This window comes from Xanthomonas arboricola pv. juglandis (assembly GCF_905367715.1).
Classification (GTDB): Bacteria; Pseudomonadota; Gammaproteobacteria; order Xanthomonadales; family Xanthomonadaceae; genus Xanthomonas; species Xanthomonas arboricola.
The window spans coordinates 2970554-2988371 of the sequence record NZ_HG999362.1 but is presented as its reverse complement, the minus strand read 5'-3'; the positions used below and the strand labels follow the sequence as shown (position 1 = coordinate 2988371).

Sequence of the window (17818 nt, the reverse complement as noted above, 5' to 3'; positions counted from 1 at the left end):
TGCAGCGGCTGCCGCACCGCTGCGTGATGCACTCGACCGCGTTGAAGGTCTCTTCAACCCGTTGCGACCAGGTCAGCGCCTGCCATCCACCGGCACGAAGCGAATCGCTTGCCCACCACCTGGCGCAAGACGCAGTTCCAGCGTGTCGGCGCTGCTGACCTGGCGTTGTTCGCTGACAAAGGCGAATGGGTTGCTGACATAGTCCGCACCGTCGCCGTCGCGATAGATCTGCGCGGTGTAGCGCACGCCGGGTTCAAGGAATCCCAGCGGCACCTGCAGCAGCCGGCCATGCTCGTCGGTGATGCTGCCCAGGAACCAGTCGCGGCTATGCCGGTCCTTGCGCGCGATGGTGACGTAGTCGCCGACTTCGCCATTCAAGGCGCGGGTCTGATCCCAATCCACCGCCACGTCTTCGATGAAGCGGAAGGCATCGCGGTGCTGCAGATAATGCTCGGGCAGATCGGCGGCCATCTGGATCGGACTGTAAAGCGTCACGTACAGCGCCAGCTGGCGCGCAAGCGTGCTGGGAATCGCCTGGCCGTTGCGGCCTTTCAAGCTGACGATGCCGGGCGTGTAATCCATCGGCCCGGCGAGCAGGCGGGTGAACACCAGGTTGACCTCGTGCTCGGGCGGATTCGGTGGCTGGCCCCAGGCATTGTATTCCATGCCGCGCGCGCCCTCGCGCGAGATCCAGTTGGGATAGGTGCGGCGCAGGCCGGTGTCCTTGATCGGTTCGTGCGCATTGACCGCCAGGTGGCGCGCGGCAGCTTCCTGCACCACGCGCAGATGATGGCGCGCCATCCATTGGCCGTCGTGCCATTCGCGCAGCGGTGTGCCGCCTGCCGGGTTGCGACGTTCCACCTGGCCGTCGTCGCAGACATAGCCGGTCTTGACCGAGTCCACGCCGAACCGGGCGTACAGGTCCATCGCTTCGGCAATCTGGTCTTCGTAATGATCCACTGCGCACCCCGTTTCATGATGGCCGATCAGATGCACGCCCTTGCCGGCGGCGTATTTGCTCAGTGCGGGCAGGTCGAAATCCGGTGTCGGCCTGGTGAAATCGAAACTGCCGCCATTGCCGAACCATTCGCCGTCCCAGCCCGGATTCCAGCCTTCCACCAGCACGCCACGAAAGCCGTGTGCCGCAGCGAAGTCGATATAGCGCTTGGTGTTGGCAGTGGTGGCGCCGTGTGTCGGCCCGGTCGCCCAGGTCTGCTGGTTGAGATGCATTGACCACCACACCCCGACATATTTGGACGGCTTGACCCAGCTCACATCGCCCAAGGCATTCGGCGCGTTGAGGTTGAGGATCAGGTTGGATTCCACCAGCCCGGTGGCCTGGTCGGCGATCTGCAGCGTGCGCCACGGCGTATCGAACGGCAGCTTGCGCCGCACCTTCCAGCCTTCGGCGGCGGGCGACAGCTGCGCGCGCAGACGCTGGCCTTCGGTACGGCGCAGCCACATGCCGGCGTAGTCGACCAGCGCCGCCTCATGCAGCGCGACATGCAGCCCGCTGTCGGTGCGCAAGGTGAGCGGCGTATGTGCCAGCGCAACCTGGTTCAACGGCGTGCGCTGATACAGGTATTCGTAGTGGATCGGCTCGCCTGCCGGAATCCACCATGCCTCGGACGGTTGCGCGATGGCGAATTCGGTGACTTCCTCGTCGATGATGGCTTCGCGCAATCCCGCTTGCTCGGGAAAGTGATAGCGCAGGCCGATGCCATCGTCGTACACGCGCAAGATCACATCGAAGCGGCGTTGCGCGCCGCTGCGTTCGCCCAGGCTGACGCTTAGTTCGTTGTAGTGGTTGCGCACCAGGCGCGTCTCGCCCCAGGGTTGTTCCCAGGTATCGTCATGAGCTTGGCGTGCTTGCGAGAGGACGACCAGGCCGCGGTCCAGCCGCCCGTCGCGCAACTGGAAACCCAGGCGCGAGCGTTCCAGTACCGGCTGGCCCAGGCGTTGCACGCGGTAATAGGGCATGCCGCCGTCCACTTCCAGCGTGACCTGCAAGACGTTGCCGGGCGAATCGGCACTGATGGCGATGCGCTCGGCCTGCGCGATGCCCGCAAGACTACCAAGCAACAGGACAAGCAGTCGCGCACTGCATGCGGCGCGCTCTATCGAACGCACGCGATGTGAAACCAGCGGCATATCCCCTCCCAAGGCGGCCGTTGCGTCAGCGGCGACTATGCAGCGCTGTGGCGTGGATGGACCATGCTGCACTGCAGCCATTGCCATGAATACGTATGCATTGATGCGGAACCCCGGAGCGCGCGTCTACCATGGCGTCACGGCACCTGGGAGGGGCCGCGCCCGTGGCACGCCAGTGCCGCGCACTACAACGCGTGCAACGAGGGAGGGAGGCCGACGGTGCAAGCCGTCTGGCCGCTTCGATGCTGAAGATGATCTGCATGGCTGCAACGCTCGGCGTTGCGGCAAGCTCGCCGGTGTTGGCCGATGAGCTGGAATTCCAGGGCCGCCGTGCGCAAGCGCAGGCGCTAGAAGACGGCGGTTTCGTGCTGCGCTGGCCGCAGGGCGAGCGCCGCATCGGGCCGCAGCCGATGCGCACCCATACCGCCAGTCCGTTGTTCGACGCCCTGTTCGCCATGGCGCAGCAGGAAATGGCCGACGACCGTGTCGAGGCGATCCGCGATCCGGCTTTCAACGACGGCAAGCCAGTGCCGTGCGCGTGTTTCGAAACCGGTGAGCGCTGGCCTTACGTATGGACGCGCGATGTCAGCTTCGCCGCCGATCTGGCATTGGCGCGGCTGGAGCCGGAGCGCACGCGCAATGCGCTGCGCTTCAAGCTGTCGGCGGCGCGCGACGGGCAGACGCCGGGGGTATTTGTTGCGCAGGACACCGGCTCCGGTGGCAGCTGGCCGATCAGCAGCGACCGCGTGGTGTGGTTCCTTGCCGCGCGCGGCCTGCTGGATGATAAGGCGTTCGCTGAAGAGGTGTGGGAGGCGTTGCAGGCCACCCTCGCGCAGGATCGTGACGCGGTCTTCGATGCGCAGATCGGCCTCTACCGCGGCGAAACCTCGTTTCTGGATTGGCGCGAGCAGACCTACCCAGAGTGGACGCGCCAGGATGTGCGCTTCATTGCCGAGTCCTTCGCCCTGTCTACCAACGTGTTGCACTACCAGGCCCTGCGCCTGGCCGAGCAGCTGGCGCGCCAGCATGGCGATGCGCGTGCGTCCAGGTACGCCCAGTGGGCCGATGCGCTGCGTCAGGCCATCGCCACGCGCTTCTGGGATGCGCCAAGCAATCAGTATGTGAGCTATCTGGGCAATGCGGCGCATCCGGTGCGCTATGCCAAGGTCGATCTGCTCGGCGTGTCGCTTGGCGTGCTGGCCGAGGTGTTTCCGAAGGACCGTGCGCGTGCCGCGCTGCGCGGGTATCCGCTGGTTGCCGGCGGCAGCCCGGTGGTGTGGCCGCAGGACGCCGAACAGCCGATCTATCACAATCGCGCCGTCTGGCCCTTCGTCAGTGCGTACGCGCTACGCGCCGCACGCCAGCTGGACGACGCGCCGCGCATTGCGCTGGAGCTGCATGCGTTGATGCGCGGCAGCGCGCTGGCTGGCTCCAACATGGAAAACTACGAGATGCAGAGCCTGGCGGTGCATGTGGAGGAGGGGCCCCGCAGTGGCCCGGTGGTGAATTCGCCGCGCCAGTTGTGGTCGGTTGCCGGCTATCTCTCCGCGGTGCTGGAAGGCGTGTTCGGCATTGGCGCCGATGGCAGTGTGACGCCGAAACTGCCGCGTACGTTGGTGCCGTTGTTGTTTGGCGATCGCCAGCAGATCGTGCTTGAACAGGACGCCCGACGCTATGTGCTGCAGCGGCCGACGGCGAGTGGAGGTGAGTTGCTGGTGGCGGGGAAGGTCGAGCAACAAGGCCAGACCACGTTGGTGCATCTGATCGGCCGTAAGGCCGATACCACCGCCCCGCCGCAGCCAGGCCAGGTGTTCTCACCGAGCACGCCGGAGGCCCCCGTCGCGCAACGGCAGGGCGACGGCTATCGCATCGTGATTCCGGCTGGGGCGACGCTGTACATGGATGGGCATGCGTTGGACGCCACGCAGCACTGGGACCTGCGCGAGGACGGCCTGCTGCACGTGCTCAGCCTGACCCGTCGCGCCGATGGCCTGGAGTCGCTGCACAGCCCCGCGTTGACGCTCGGCCCGTTGCAGGAAGTGCCGGGTAGCGAGGCCTGGGTTTGGACTGCCACGCGCGCGGGCCAGCACCGCGTATCGCTGCGTTATCGCAATCCCAACGGGCCGATCAATACCGGCGTCACTGCGGCGGTCAAGCGGCTGCTGCTGGAATGCCCGGGGCAGGCCACGCAGTCGCAGGTCGTGGTGATGCCGCATAGCGTGGGCGAGCAGCTGTCCACGCAGGTCAGCTTCACTGCGGTGGCCGGGCAGCAGTGCAGGTTCCGGCTGGAAAACGGCTTCAACATGAGCGCGCTCGCGCATTTTGCGCAGTACAACGGCGGCCGCGGCGGTCGCGATGGCGTGGTCAACACCGCGCAGGTGAGCGCGCTGCTGGTCGGCCCCGCAGCGAGCACGGAGGCTGCGCAATGACCGCCAAGCCACGCCTGAGTTTCTGGCAGATCTGGAACATGTGTTTCGGCTTTCTCGGTATCCAGTTCGGCTTCGCGTTGCAGAACGCCAACGCCAGCCGCATCTTCCAGACCCTGGGGGCGCAGGTCGACGATGTGCCCGGTCTGTGGATTGCCGCACCGCTCACCGGTCTGATCGTGCAGCCCATCATCGGCTACCTGTCCGACCGCACCTGGACGCCATGGGGGCGCCGGCGCCCGTATTTCATGGTCGGCGCGGTGTTCACCACACTGGCCTTGCTGGTGATGCCCAACGCGCCGATGCTGTGGATTGCCGCAGGCACGTTGTGGGTGCTGGATGCATCGATCAACATCTCGATGGAGCCATTCCGCGCCCTGGTCGGCGATCAACTGCCACCGGCGCAGCGGCCCACCGGCTATGCGATGCAGAGCTTCTTCATCGGGGTCGGCGCGATTGTGGCCAGTTTCCTGCCGTGGTTGCTCACGCATTGGGGTGTGGCCAATACCGCGCCGCCAGGACAGTTGCCTGACAGCGTGCGCTATGCCTTCTACCTCGGTGCCGCGGTGCTGTTCCTGTCGATCAGCTGGACGGTGCTGCGCACGCGCGAATACAGCCCGCAGCAGCTGGCCAGTTTCGACGATGCGCATCCGCCTGTAGCGGCTGCAGCGGTCGCCGGCACCTTGCCACCGCAGCGTGCGAGCGTGCTCTGGTGCGGCATCGGTGTGCTGCTCGCCGCTGCGATCGCCTGGCAGCACGGCGACCGCATGCTCTACGTGCTGGCCGGCTTATGCATCGCCTACGGTGCGCTGCTTGCGTTGGCGCGCGTGCTGCCATCGACCGGCATGCTGGTGGCGATCGTGCAGGACGTGCGCAGCATGCCGCTGACGATGCGACGCCTGGCCTGGGTGCAGTTCTTCTCCTGGTTCGCGCTGTTTGCGATGTGGATCTACACCACCGCGGCGGTTACCCAGGTGCACTTCGGTGCCAAGGACACCGCATCGGCAGCCTACAACGAAGGCGCGAACTGGGTGGGCGTGTTGTTCGGCGCCTACAACGGGTTTGCGGCGTTGGCGGCATTGGTCATTCCATTGCTGGTGCGTGCGATCGGCCTGCGTTGGAGTCATCTGTGCAACCTGTGGCTGGGTGCGGCCGGGCTGTTGTCGATGCTGGTGATCCGCGACCCGCAGTGGCTGCTGCTGTCGATGCTGGGTGTCGGCTTTGCCTGGGCCTCGATCCTGTCGCTGCCCTATGCCTTGCTATCCGACAGCGTGCCCGCCGCCAAGATGGGCGTGTACATGGGCATCTTCAATTTTTTCATCGTGATTCCGCAGCTGGTCGCGGCCAGCGCCCTGGGCTTCGTGCTGCGCGTCTGGCTGGGCGGTCAGCCGATCCATGCGCTGGCCATCGGTGGCGCCAGTTTGCTCATTGCCGGTGTGTGCGTGGTGCGGGTTCCAATGGCCTCGGGAGGGCAGTGATGCGGCAGGTGATGATGGCTGGATTGATCGTATCTGCAGGAGCGGCGAGCGCGGCGGCTGCACCCGGCCATTACTACGGCACGCTGGAGCCGTTCGCTGCCGACGCGGTGTATTTCGTGGTGACCGACCGTTTCGTCAATGGCGACCCCGGCAACGACCAGCGCGACCAGGGCGGTGCGCATCGCACGTTCGATGTGCCGACGCCTTGCGCAGATGGAGTCGGCGACAACATCGGTTACCTGGGGGGCGACTTCAAGGGCATCGTCGAACATGCCGACTACATCCGCGACATGGGCTTTGGCGCGGTATGGATCACGCCGATCGTCGACAATCCGGATGAGGCCTTCACCGGCGGCAAGCCGATCAGCTGCGGCAGCACGCTCAGCGACCACGGCAAGACCGGCTATCACGGCTACTGGGGCGTGAACTTCTACAAGCTCGACGAGCATCTGCCCAGCCCGGGCCTGGACTTTGCCGGCTTCACCCGCGCCATGCATGCCAACCGCTTGAAGGTGGTGCTGGATATCGTGGGCAATCACGGCTCGCCGGCCTATAGCATGCCGGTGGCGCAGCCGGGCTTCGGCAAGCTGTACGACGCCGATGGCCGCCTGGTCGCCGATCACCAGAATCTGCCACCGGCGCAGCTGGATCCGCAGCGCATTCCGCTGCACGCGTTCTACAACACCGGCGGCGGCCTGGCCGAGCTGTCCGATCTCAACGAAAACAATCCTGCAGTGCTCGATTATCTGGCCGGCGCGTATCTGCAGTGGATGGAGCAGGGCGCCGACGCATTCCGTATCGACACCATCGGCTGGATGCCCGACCGCTTCTGGCATGCCTTCGTTGCGCGCATCCGCGAAAAACGTCCGGGGTTCTTCATGTTCGGCGAAGCCTTCGATTACGACGCCAACAAGATTGCCGGGCATACCTGGGCGCGCAATGCCGGCGTCAGCGTGCTGGATTTCCCGTTGAAGCAGCAGCTGTCCGCTGTCTTCGGGCATGAGCAGGCCGGGTTCGAGAAGCTTGCCGCGCCGCTGTTTCTACGTCAGGGGCCGTATGCCAACCCGTACGAGCTGATGAGCTTCTACGATAACCACGACATGGCGCGCCTGGATGCCAGCGACACCGGCTTCATCGACGCGCACAACTGGCTGTTTACCGCGCGCGGCATCCCGGTGATCTATTACGGCTCGGAGACCGGCTTCATGCGCGGGCGTGCCGAACATGCAGGCAACCGCAATTACTTCGGTGCCGAGCGCATCCGCGCTGCACCGCACAGCCCGATCTTCGGCCCATTGCAGCAGATCGCGCGGCTGCGTCGCGATACCCCGGCATTGCAGCGCGGCGTGCAGGTGGATGTGCTGCTACGCGGGGATCACGCGGCGTTTTTGCGGGTCTATCAGCATGCGGGCACCAGCCAGACGGCGTTGGTGCTGCTCAACAAGGGCGATGCGGCGGCGAACATCGAGGTGACGCGTTTTCTGCAGCCCGGCACCTGGCGCGACGCGATGAGTGGCGAGCGGGTGCCGGTGCAGCGTCGGCTGCTGGCGCCGGTGCCCGCGCATGGGGTGCGGGTGCTGCTGTCGGACGCGCCGATCACCGACCGGGCCTTGCGCAGGCAGCTCGACGCGCAGATGGCCGAGCAAGCCACGCGCGACGCCCGCAACAGGTAGGAGCGCACCCGGGCGCGAGGGGCATTGCCGGGAACACCCCGTCGCGCCCGGGTGCGCTCCTACGAGGTGTCACATCGCGGGCTGTCGCGCACGCTCCAACGAATCCCGAATCCCAAGCCTCGGCGCCCAGCGATTCCGTTGGCCACCTGACCGCATGTCAGCTTGAGAGCTTTCCCGGCCGACGGTGATTTCGATCCTGGTCACGCTGTGGGCCGCGGCTGGACGGGGCCGCCCGCAACAGGTAGGAGCGCACCCGGGCGCGACGGGCATTACCGGGAACGCCCTGTCGCGCCCGGGTGCGCTCCTACGAGGCATCAATGGCTGCGGCCGATCCCGCGCAGCCCGCCACGTATGCTCCAACGACTCCCGACTCCCGACTCCCGACTCCCTAATCCCAATTCAACGCCTGACAGCCCCATCAGCGGCCCGGCCAAGCACCGCCTCGCCGGTCTCCGCGCCAGACGGTCTCCAGCCCAGCGGAGGCTGCAGCCCACTGCTACGCGACGAATCACGCAGCGCCAGCCTCACCGGAATCGTGCGGCTCTGCGCCGCTTCGCCGCGAATCAGCGCCACCAGGCTTTCCACCAGCAGCGTCCCGGCCTGCTTGGTGTCCTGCTGCACCGTCGACAGCGCCGGCGCCACCGACGCCGCCAACGCGATATCGTCGAAGCCGCTCACCGCCACATCCTGCGGCACCCGCAGGCCGCGCTCGCGCAAGGCGCGCATGGCGCCGATCGCAATCAGGTCGCTGGCCGCACACACCGCATCGAATGCCTTGCCGCTGTCGAGCAGCGCCAGGCACGCGGCATGGCCGGACGACTCGGTGGTGATCGCATCGAACTGCAGCGCGCGATCGGCCACCAAACCCTGCTGCTTCAGCGCAGCCACGTAGCCGCGGTAGCGCTCTTCGAATTCGGGATAGTGGTTGGACGCGTGGCCGAGAAAGGCGATGCGGCGACATCCCTGCGCCAGCAGATGTTCGGTGATATCCAGCCCGCCCTGGTAATTGTCGCTGCCGATCGAAATGCCCGGCTGCCCCGGCAGCGCCGCGCCCCAGCGCACGAAGTGGGTACCTTGTTCGACCAGCAACTGCAGCCGCTGGCGCGACTGCTGATAATCGCCGTAGCCGAGCAGGATGATGCCGTCGGCCTTGTTGCTGTCTTCGTAATCGGCCTGCCAGTCCTTGGACAGCTGCTGGAACGACACCAGCAGGTCGTAACCCTGCAGCGCGCAGGCGCGGGTGATCGAGCCCAGCATCGAATGGAAGAACGGGTTGATCAGCGAATCGTCGGCGGTGGGGTCTTCGAAGAACAGCAGCGCCAGCGTGCCGGCATTGCGCAGCCGCAGCGACGAGGCGTTCTTGTCGACCTTGTAGTTCAACTCCTTGGCGATGCGCAGGATGCGCTTGCGGGTTTCTTCGTTGACCATCGGGCTGCCGCGCAGTGCGCGCGACACGGTCGGCTGCGACACGCCGGCCAGGTAGGCGATATCCAGCGAGGTGGCTTTACCCTTGATGGTCATGGTCGGCACTGGCAGCACAGGTGGCCGGCATCATGCCACGCGCCCGCCGGCCCCGTGCCGGCATGCGCAACACCGGGCTGATTGGTTTACCATTCGCCTCCAAGACCCCTTGCGAGAAGGTGGCCCGCGCCCCGCGCCGGCCCAGCGTGCGACATGAGCACTACCACCGCCCACCGCTGATTCCGGCCGCGCCAGTCCGCAGGGCGCCCCCACGGCGTTCGTTCTGCCCCACCTCTCGCCATACCCTTATCCGAGCCTGTCCCGTAACGGGCAGATCTCCCTTGCAGCCGCCGCGCTGCAGCCAGCACAGACCTCATCCTTGCCCATGATCAACATCACGCTCCCCGACGGCAGCCGCCGCGAATTCGAATCCCCGGTCTCGGTGATGCAGGTCGCCCAGTCGATCGGCGCCGGCCTGGCCAAGGCCACCATCGCCGGCCAGGTCGACGGCCAGCTGGTCGATGCCAGCGACGTCATCGACCACGATGCCAGCCTGCGCATCATCACCGCCAAGGACGCCGAAGGCGTGGAGATCATCCGCCACTCCTGCGCGCATCTGGTCGGGCATGCGGTCAAGCAGCTGTACCCGGAGGTCAAGATGGTGATCGGCCCGGTCATCGCCGAAGGCTTCTACTACGACATCTACAGCGAACGCCCGTTCACGCCGGACGACATGGCCGCGATCGAGCAGCGCATGCAGGAATTGATCGCGCAGGACTACGACGTGATCAAGAAGGTCACCCCGCGCGCCGAGGTGATCGAGGTATTCGCCCAGCGCGGCGAGGAGTACAAGCTGCGCCTGATCGAGGACATGTCCGACGACATCACCGCGATGGGCCTGTACTACCACCAGGAATACGTGGACATGTGCCGCGGCCCGCACGTGCCCAACACGCGCTTCCTCAAGGCGTTCAAGCTGACCCGCATTTCCGGCGCCTACTGGCGCGGCGACGCCAAGAACGAGCAGCTGCAGCGCATCTACGGCACCGCCTGGGCCGACAAGAAGCAGCTGGACGCCTACATCCTGCGCATGGAAGAAGCCGACAAGCGCGACCATCGCCGCATCGGCAAGCAGCAGGACCTGTTCCATCTACAGGAAGAGGCGCCGGGCCTGGTGTTCTGGCATCCCAAGGGCTGGTCGCTGTGGCAGGTGGTCGAGCAGTACATGCGCAAGGTCTATCGCGACAGCGGCTACGGCGAAGTGCGCTGCCCGCAGATCCTGGACGTGTCGCTGTGGCAGAAATCCGGCCACTGGGACAACTACCAGGACGCGATGTTCTTCACCGAGTCGGAGAAGCGCACCTACGCAGTCAAGCCGATGAACTGCCCGGGTCACGTGCAGGTGTTCAACCAGGGCCTGCACAGCTACCGCGACCTGCCGATCCGCTACGGCGAATTTGGCGCCTGCCACCGCAACGAGCCCTCGGGCGCGCTGCACGGCATCCTGCGCGTGCGCGGCTTCACCCAGGACGACGGCCACGTGTTCTGCCTGGAATCGCAGATCGAAGCCGAAGTCACCGCCTTCCATCAGCAGGCACTGGCGGTCTACACCGCGTTCGGCTTTGAGGACATCGAGATCAAGATCGCGCTGCGCCCGGAAAAGCGCTTGGGCGACGACGTCACCTGGGACAAGGCCGAAGCCGCGCTGCGCAGCGCGCTGGGCGTGTGCGGGGTGGAGTGGCAGGAGCTGCCGGGCGAGGGCGCCTTCTACGGCCCCAAGATCGAGTACCACCTCAAGGACGCGATCGGCCGCACCTGGCAGCTGGGCACCATGCAGGTCGATTTCATGATGCCGGGCCGCCTCGGCGCCGAGTACGTGGACGAGCACAGCCAGAAGAAGCATCCGGTCATGCTGCACCGGGCGATCGTCGGCTCGATGGAGCGTTTCATCGGCATTTTGATCGAACACCACGCCGGCGCCTTCCCCGCCTGGCTCGCCCCGGTCCAGGTCGTTGTCGCAAATATCACCGATGCCCAGGCAGACTATGTCGACTCGGTTCGGAAAACCCTTGCAAATCAAGGCTTCCGTGTGAACGCCGATTTGCGTAACGAGAAGATCGGATATAAGATTCGCGAGCATACGCTGCAACGCGTGCCTTATCTCCTCGTCGTCGGTGACCGCGAGAAGGAAAACGGCGCCGTCGCCGTGCGGACACGTTCGGGAGAGGACCTCGGGACCATGACGGTCTCGGCCTTCATCGAACGTCTGCAGGCAGAGCAGGCAGCGTGAGCCAACCCCGGCCGGTCTGGATGATCCGGATGCGCCGGTTCGATTCCCCTGGGAGATTGCAATATCAGTACCCCTGACAACAAACAGAACCGCAAGAACCAAGAAATCCGTGTGCCGCGCGTCCGCGTGATCGGCAGTGACGGTGAGATGGTCGGCGTGTTGTCGCGCGACGAAGCGCTCGCCAAGGCCGAGGAAGAAGGCCTGGATCTGGTCGAAATCCAGCCGCAGGCCGATCCGCCGGTCTGCAAGATCATGGATTTCGGCAAGTTCAAGTTCGAGCAGCAGAAAAAGGCCAACGAGGCCAAGAAGAAGACCAAGCAGGTCGAGATCAAGGAACTCAAGTTCCGTCCGGTCACCGACGAGGGCGACTACCAGATCAAGCTGCGCAACATGCGCCGCTTCCTGGAAGAGGGCGACAAGGTCAAGGTCAACATCCGCTTCCGTGGCCGTGAAATGAGTCACCAAGAACTGGGGCGCGAAATGGCGTCCCGGATCGAGGCCGACCTGGGCGAAGACATCGTCATCGAGTCGCGCCCGCGCCTGGAAGGGCGCCAGATGGTCATGATGATCGCGCCGAAGAAGAAGATCTGATCCCGCGCTGAGACGGGCCCCGCCGGGGTCCGTCCGGCCGGCGACAGCATTCATTTGCAAGAATTCCCGGTAACGGGCATACTGCGCGGCCCGGTTTTGCCGGGGCGCCGCGCAAGCGGTACAGGACCTGTCCGGATCGTGTTCGATCAAGGACTTACAAGCAGGCAAGGGCATGGATGGAAAGCGTGGTCGCAAGACTGCCGCCCGGGTCAGTGACAAAACACCATCAAGGACATTGCAATGCCCAAGATCAAGACCAACCGGGCGGCGGCCAAGCGTTTCCGCAAGACCGCCTCCGGCAAGTACAAGTGCGGCCACGCAAACCGTAGCCATATCCTCACGAAGAAAGCGACCAAGCGGAAGCGCAACCTGCGGCAGACGAACCACGTCCGCGCCGAGGATGCAGGCCGTCTCGATCGTATGCTTCCCTATCTCTGAGGACTGAACCATGGCACGAGTAAAGCGTGGTGTGCAGGCGCGCCGCCGCCACAAGAAAATTCTGACCCTGGCGAAGGGCTACTACAATGCCCGTCGCAAGGTTTTCCGCGTCGCCAAGCAGGCGGTCATCAAGGCGCAGCAGTACGCCTATATCGGCCGCAAGCAGAAGAAGCGCGTGTTCCGTTCGTTGTGGATCACCCGCATCAACGCGGCTGCCCGCATCAATGGCCTGAGCTACAGCCGTTTCATGAACGGCCTGCTGAAGGCGGGTATCACCCTGGACCGTAAGGTGCTGGCCGATATCGCCGTGCACGATGCCGCCGGCTTTGCCGCGCTGGCTGAGAAGGCCAAGGGCGCGCTGGCGGCGTAAATGCAGGTCCCTCTGCAAGAGCCCGCACATCCATGTGCGGACTTTTGAAAGGGTAGTTTCTTGTCGGGGTTTGCGCATTCGTGTGCAGGTCTCCGGCGAGGGCAAGCAGATATGCAGGGGGAAGGGCGCGAGTCCTTCCCCTTTTGCGTTTTTAGATGGCCGGCATTGCTGACTGGATACAGGGCAAGACCAGATTTGAGTGGCAATGCGTTCCGGTGCATCCGGAAACACCGTTCGGTTGACGCAGTTGAGGCGCGAGTGCAATGAGTGAGATTCAATCCCTGACCGAGCGTGCGCTGGCCGATGTCGCCGCCGCGCAGACGCCGGACCAACTGGAAGCCTTGCGCGTCGCATTGCTGGGCAAGAGCGGCAGCATCACCGCCCAGCTCAAGCAGCTCGGCACGCTGCCGGCCGATCAGCGAAAGGCCGCTGGCGAAGCGATCAACCTGTCGCGCGATGCGCTGACCGCGGCGTTGTCCGAGCGCAAGCACACGCTGGAAAACGCCGCGCTGGACGCACGGCTGGCCGGGGAGCGGATCGATGTCACCTTGCCGGGGCGCCGCAGCGAACGCGGTGGACTGCACCCGGTCACGCGCACGCTCGAGCGTATCGTCGAGATCTTTGCGCGCCTGGGCTATGAGTTGTCCGATGGTCCGGAGATCGAGGACGACTGGCACAACTTCGAAGCCCTGAACTTTCCGCCGCACCATCCGGCGCGCGCGATGCACGACACGTTCTATTTCGGCGATGGCCGCCTGTTGCGCACGCATACCTCCGGCGTGCAGGTGCGCTACATGGATGCGCACAAACCGCCGCTGCGCATGATCGCGGCCGGCAAGGTGTACCGCTCCGATTCGGACCAGACCCATTCGCCGATGTTCCATCAGGTCGAAGGCCTGCTGGTCGACGAGCACTCCAACTTCGCCGATCTCAAGGGCACCTTGTCCGAGTTCGTACGGGCGTTCTTCGAGCGCGATTTCGAGATGCGCTTCCGCCCCAGCTATTTCCCGTTCGTGGAACCGGGCGCGGAAGTGGATATCGCCTGGCAGCAGCCGGACGGCAGCACGCGTTGGCTGGAAGTGCTCGGCTGCGGCATGGTGCACCCGAACGTGCTGCGCAGCGTCGGCATCGATCCGGAGCGCTACACCGGCTTCGCGTTCGGCCTGGGCGTGGAGCGCTTTGCGATGCTGCGCTACGGCGTCAACGACCTGCGTGCATTCTTCGAAAACGATGTGCGTTTTCTCAGGCAGTTCGCCTGACGGCGGGGAATCGGGAATTGGGAATCGGGAATCGCTGGAGCCACGTGCTCCTTGGATTCCGTTCCGCAGGCCCGACGCCCCCGCTTTTGCGATTCCCCATTCTCCATTTCCGATTCCCGGCTCCTCATGAAATTCTCTGAAAATTGGCTGCGCAGCCACGTTCCCATCCAGGCGAGCCGCGACGAGCTTGCCGCGACGCTGACGGCGATCGGTCTGGAGGTCGAAGAGGTCACGCCACTGGGCGAGGCGCTGGGGCAGGTGGTGGTGGCGCGTATCGTCGAGGCGGTGCGTCATCCGGAAGCCGATCGTCTGCAGGTCTGCAGTGTCGACGCAGGGCAGGGCGAGTTGCTGCAGATCGTGTGTGGCGCGCCCAATGCGCGTGCCGGGCTGGTGGCACCGCTGGCGCTGGTCGGTGCGCAGATCGGCGCGCTGACCATCACCGCGGCCAAGCTGCGCGGGGTGGCGTCCAACGGCATGCTGTGCTCGGCCAAGGAGCTGGGGCTGGACAGCGATGCGTCCGGCCTGTTCGAGCTGCCCGACGATGCGCCGGTGGGTCAGGCGCTGGCCGAGTACCTGGGCCTGCCCGATGCCAGCATCGAGATCAAGCTGACGCCCAATCGCGCCGACTGCTTCAGCGTGCGCGGCATCGCCTTCGATGTGGCGGCCGCATGCGCCAGCGAAGTGGTGGCTTTTGAAGCAGGTGCAGTGGCGCCAGTGTCCACGCGCACGCTGATGGTGGAATTGCATGCCGGCAACGCCGCGCCGCGCTATTGCGGACGGGTAATCGAAGGCATCGACCCGGCCGCAAAAACGCCGGTGTGGCTGGCCGAGCGGCTGCGTCGCAGCGGCGTGCGTCCGGTCTCGCTGCTGGTGGATATCACCCAGTACGTGATGCTGGAACTTGGCCAGCCGATGCATGCGTTCGATCTGGACACCCTGCAAGGCCCGATCGGCGTGCGCCATTCGCGCAGCGGCGAGCAGCTGGCGTTGCTGGACGGGCGTCAGGTCACGCTGGACGACAGCTTCCTGACCATCACCGATGCCGACCGCCCGGTCGCATTGGCCGGCCTGATGGGCGGCCTGGATACCCGCGTCACCGAGACCACGCGCAACGTGTTCCTGGAGTCGGCGTACTTCGATCCGGCCGCAATCATGGGGCGTGGCCGCAAGTTCGGTCTGCATACCGATGCCGGTCATCGCTTCGAGCGTGGTGTGGATCCGGCATTGCCGCCGCAAGCGATCGAAGTGGCGACGCGGCTGGTGCTGGAACTGGCCGGTGGTACGCCGGGCCCGGTGGTGCATGCGCAATTGCCGGAGCATCTGCCGCAGCCGGCGCGCATCCTGCTGCGGCGCGCGCGGATCGCGCGCGTGCTCGGTATCCAGATTGACGATACCGAGGTCGTGCGCATTTTGAGTGCGCTCGGCATGCAGCTGGAGGCGGTTGCCGAAGGCTGGCAGGTGGTGGCGCCGAGCCGTCGCTTCGATATCGCCATCGAAGAGGATCTGATCGAGGAATTGGCGCGTATCCACGGGTACGACCGCGTACCGATCACGCTGCCGGGCGGGGCAAGCCGGATTGCGATGCCGAGCGAAACCCAGCTCGATGAGCTCAGCGTGCGGCGCCAGCTGGTGGCGCGCGAGCTGCAGGAAACCATCAATTACGCTTTCGTCGACGCCACCTTGCTGGAGCGCTGGCAGCTGACCGACGGCCTGGTGCCGTTGGCCAATCCGCTCAGCGCCGAGCTGGCGATCATGCGTCCGCGCCTGTTGCCGGGCCTGGTGGCGACGCTGGGCCGCAATGCCGCCCGCCAAGCCGGGCGCGTGCGCCTGTTCGAGCTGGGCAAGGTGTTCGCGGCCGCGTCCGATGCCGGCGCCGCCCCGCAGGAGTCGCAGCATGTCTCCGCGGCCGTGTGTGGCGATGCCCTAGCGCTGCAATGGGGCGAGCCCGCGCGCAAGGTGGACTTCCACGATCTGAAGGGCGATCTGATGGCGCTGGCGGCGGCCAGTGGCGCGGTGCTGGAATTCCAGCCCTCTGCCCAACCCTTCGGGCATCCGGGGCGCTCGGCCGACATCCATCGCGATGGCGTGTGCATCGGCTGGATCGGGCAGGTGCATCCGCGCCTGGCCAAGGCGTTGGACATCGACGTGGACGTGATCGCGTTCGAGCTGCAACTGACGGCGTTGGTCAAGCGTGCGCTGCCGCGTGCCGGCGAGCTGTCGCGGTTCCCCTCGGTGCGTCGCGATCTGGCCTTCCTGGTGCCGGAAGAGGTGAGCTGGGCGGCGCTGTCGAGCAGCGTGCGCACCACCGTCGGGCCGTTGTTGCGGGAGGTGCAGCTGTTCGACCGCTATGTCGGGCAGGGGGTCGAGCCAGGTTTCAAGAGTCTGGCTATGGGCTTGATTTTGCAGGATAACTCGCGCACTCTCACCGACCGGGACGTCGACGCAGTCGTTGCCGATGTGGTGGCCGTGATCGAGCGCGAGCACCGCGCCCGGATCCGGAGTTGAGGCGGTAACCAGGGGATTGGCATGGCATTGACGAAAGCGGAGATGGCCGAACGTCTGTTCGACGAGGTCGGTCTCAACAAGCGCGAGGCAAAGGAATTTGTCGACGCGTTCTTCGATGTGCTGCGCGATGCGCTGGAGCAGGGCCGTCAGGTGAAGCTGTCCGGTTTCGGCAACTTCGATCTGCGGCGCAAGAATCAACGGCCCGGTCGCAATCCCAAGACCGGTGAGGAAATTCCGATCTCGGCACGCACGGTGGTGACCTTCCGTCCGGGCCAGAAGCTCAAGGAGCGGGTGGAGGCTTATGCTGGATCCGGGCAGTAATCGCGAACTACCGCCAATCCCGGCCAAGCGCTACTTCACCATCGGCGAAGTCAGCGAGCTGTGCGACGTCAAGCCGCATGTGCTGCGCTACTGGGAAACCGAGTTTCCGAGCCTGGAACCGGTCAAGCGGCGCGGCAACCGGCGCTACTACCAGCGCCACGACGTGCTGATGGTGCGCCAGATCCGTGGCCTGCTGTACGAGCAGGGCTATACCATCGGCGGCGCACGCCTGCGCCTGGAGGGCGATGGCGCCAAGAGCGAGTCGGCGCTGAGCAACCAGATCATCAAACAGGTGCGCATGGAACTGGAAGAGGTCCTGCAACTGCTGCGCCGCTAGGAAAACGCTTCACAAAGCCGCTATAATCGCAGGCCGCCCTCGTGGCGGATGCAACATCTTCGGGGTATAGCGCAGCCTGGTAGCGCACTAGTCTGGGGGACTAGTGGTCGTCGGTTCGAATCCGGCTACCCCGACCAAACACGGAGCCCATGTCTTCACGGACATGGGCTTTTTGTTGCGCCGCAACATGCAATTCCTGGCCTGTCATGTGGGTGACACGATATGTCCATCGGCATATTGCAGAGCAGCATGAAGCGACCGGCCGAGCCCGGTTGTTTGCGGTTCCGCTCGCTATGGACCTGGGTCACGGAACGCTGCTAAGTATCCGAAAATGCTCCAGATCATTAGCGCTGGATTAGTAACTGGATCACGTTTTGTTAACGCCGCAACGACGAACTTGAATCAATAGTCCAACGCCGTCAAAAAAATGGCGAGCAGCGTCTTGCGATGCGTTGGTTCTATGCCATAGTGCACTGCAACACGTCACACCTGTCGTGATCCCAAGCGTCTTGGGATGA

Annotated in this window: 13 protein-coding genes and 1 tRNA gene; 12 read left to right on the top strand and 2 right to left on the bottom strand. The window is 65.0% G+C overall.

The features are described from left to right. Nucleotides 1-72: 72 nt before the first annotated feature. The gene (locus tag KHN93_RS12945) at nucleotides 73-2151 is read right to left on the bottom strand and encodes a glycoside hydrolase family 97 protein (RefSeq protein WP_211920311.1); all 2079 of its coding nucleotides are present in this window, start codon (nucleotides 2149-2151) and stop codon (nucleotides 73-75) included. A 242-nt stretch (nucleotides 2152-2393) separates the two neighbouring features. On the opposite strand from KHN93_RS12945, the gene KHN93_RS12940 reads away from it, so the two are divergent. Genes KHN93_RS12940 through KHN93_RS12930 form a run of 3 tightly spaced genes read left to right on the top strand, consistent with a single transcriptional unit; the run spans nucleotide 2394 to nucleotide 7728 of the window. Continuing rightward, nucleotides 2394-4580: an alpha-L-rhamnosidase-related protein gene (locus tag KHN93_RS12940; RefSeq protein ID WP_211920309.1), complete on the top strand. Its 2187-nt coding sequence runs from the start codon at nucleotides 2394-2396 to the stop codon at nucleotides 4578-4580. Continuing rightward, the gene (locus KHN93_RS12935; RefSeq protein ID WP_211920307.1) at nucleotides 4577-6055 is read left to right on the top strand and encodes an MFS transporter; all 1479 of its coding nucleotides are present in this window, start codon (nucleotides 4577-4579) and stop codon (nucleotides 6053-6055) included. Before KHN93_RS12940 ends, KHN93_RS12935 begins: the two co-directional genes overlap by 4 nt. 11 nt (nucleotides 6056-6066) lie before the next feature. Beyond that, a complete protein-coding gene (locus KHN93_RS12930; protein ID WP_212579643.1) occupies nucleotides 6067-7728 on the top strand; it encodes an alpha-amylase family glycosyl hydrolase in 1662 nt (553 codons plus the stop codon). Between the two features lie 399 nt (nucleotides 7729-8127). On the opposite strand, the gene KHN93_RS12925 is transcribed toward KHN93_RS12930, so the two are convergent. Further along, nucleotides 8128-9249, bottom strand: a complete 1122-nt coding sequence (locus tag KHN93_RS12925; protein ID WP_161961054.1) for a LacI family DNA-binding transcriptional regulator — start codon at nucleotides 9247-9249, stop codon at nucleotides 8128-8130. A gap of 325 nt (nucleotides 9250-9574) precedes the next feature. On the opposite strand from KHN93_RS12925, the gene thrS reads away from it, so the two are divergent. The 9 genes from thrS (at nucleotide 9575) to KHN93_RS12880 (ending at nucleotide 17437) form a co-directional block, all read left to right on the top strand. Beyond that, nucleotides 9575-11479, top strand: coding sequence for a threonine--tRNA ligase (thrS, locus tag KHN93_RS12920; RefSeq protein WP_053054121.1), 1905 nt, complete (start codon nucleotides 9575-9577; stop codon nucleotides 11477-11479). Nucleotides 11480-11527: 48 nt separating this feature from the next. Beyond that, nucleotides 11528-12070 carry a translation initiation factor IF-3 gene (infC, locus tag KHN93_RS12915; protein ID WP_080639730.1) on the top strand — a complete coding sequence of 181 codons (543 nt, stop codon included), beginning with the start codon at nucleotides 11528-11530 and terminating at the stop codon, nucleotides 12068-12070. 240 nt (nucleotides 12071-12310) lie between these two features. After that, the gene (rpmI, locus tag KHN93_RS12910; protein WP_002811096.1) at nucleotides 12311-12508 is read left to right on the top strand and encodes a 50S ribosomal protein L35; all 198 of its coding nucleotides are present in this window, start codon (nucleotides 12311-12313) and stop codon (nucleotides 12506-12508) included. A gap of 10 nt (nucleotides 12509-12518) precedes the next feature. After that, nucleotides 12519-12878, top strand: coding sequence for a 50S ribosomal protein L20 (gene rplT / locus KHN93_RS12905; protein WP_016903313.1), 360 nt, complete (start codon nucleotides 12519-12521; stop codon nucleotides 12876-12878). A gap of 263 nt (nucleotides 12879-13141) precedes the next feature. Further along, entirely contained in the window at nucleotides 13142-14137 is a 996-nt protein-coding gene (gene pheS, locus KHN93_RS12900) for a phenylalanine--tRNA ligase subunit alpha (protein WP_016903312.1), read from the top strand. A gap of 126 nt (nucleotides 14138-14263) precedes the next feature. Further along, on the top strand, nucleotides 14264-16642 hold the full coding sequence (gene pheT, locus KHN93_RS12895) for a phenylalanine--tRNA ligase subunit beta (RefSeq protein ID WP_211920305.1): 2379 nt from the start codon (nucleotides 14264-14266) through the stop codon (nucleotides 16640-16642). Between the two features lie 21 nt (nucleotides 16643-16663). Beyond that, nucleotides 16664-16963 carry an integration host factor subunit alpha gene (locus tag KHN93_RS12890; protein WP_002811076.1) on the top strand — a complete coding sequence of 100 codons (300 nt, stop codon included), beginning with the start codon at nucleotides 16664-16666 and terminating at the stop codon, nucleotides 16961-16963. Next, the gene (locus KHN93_RS12885; protein WP_005995911.1) at nucleotides 16944-17300 is read left to right on the top strand and encodes a MerR family transcriptional regulator; all 357 of its coding nucleotides are present in this window, start codon (nucleotides 16944-16946) and stop codon (nucleotides 17298-17300) included. The genes KHN93_RS12890 and KHN93_RS12885 overlap by 20 nt, the downstream gene beginning before the upstream one ends. Before the next feature lie 60 nt (nucleotides 17301-17360). Continuing rightward, nucleotides 17361-17437: transfer RNA gene (locus KHN93_RS12880), tRNA-Pro, on the top strand. Nucleotides 17438-17818: the final 381 nt, after the last annotated feature.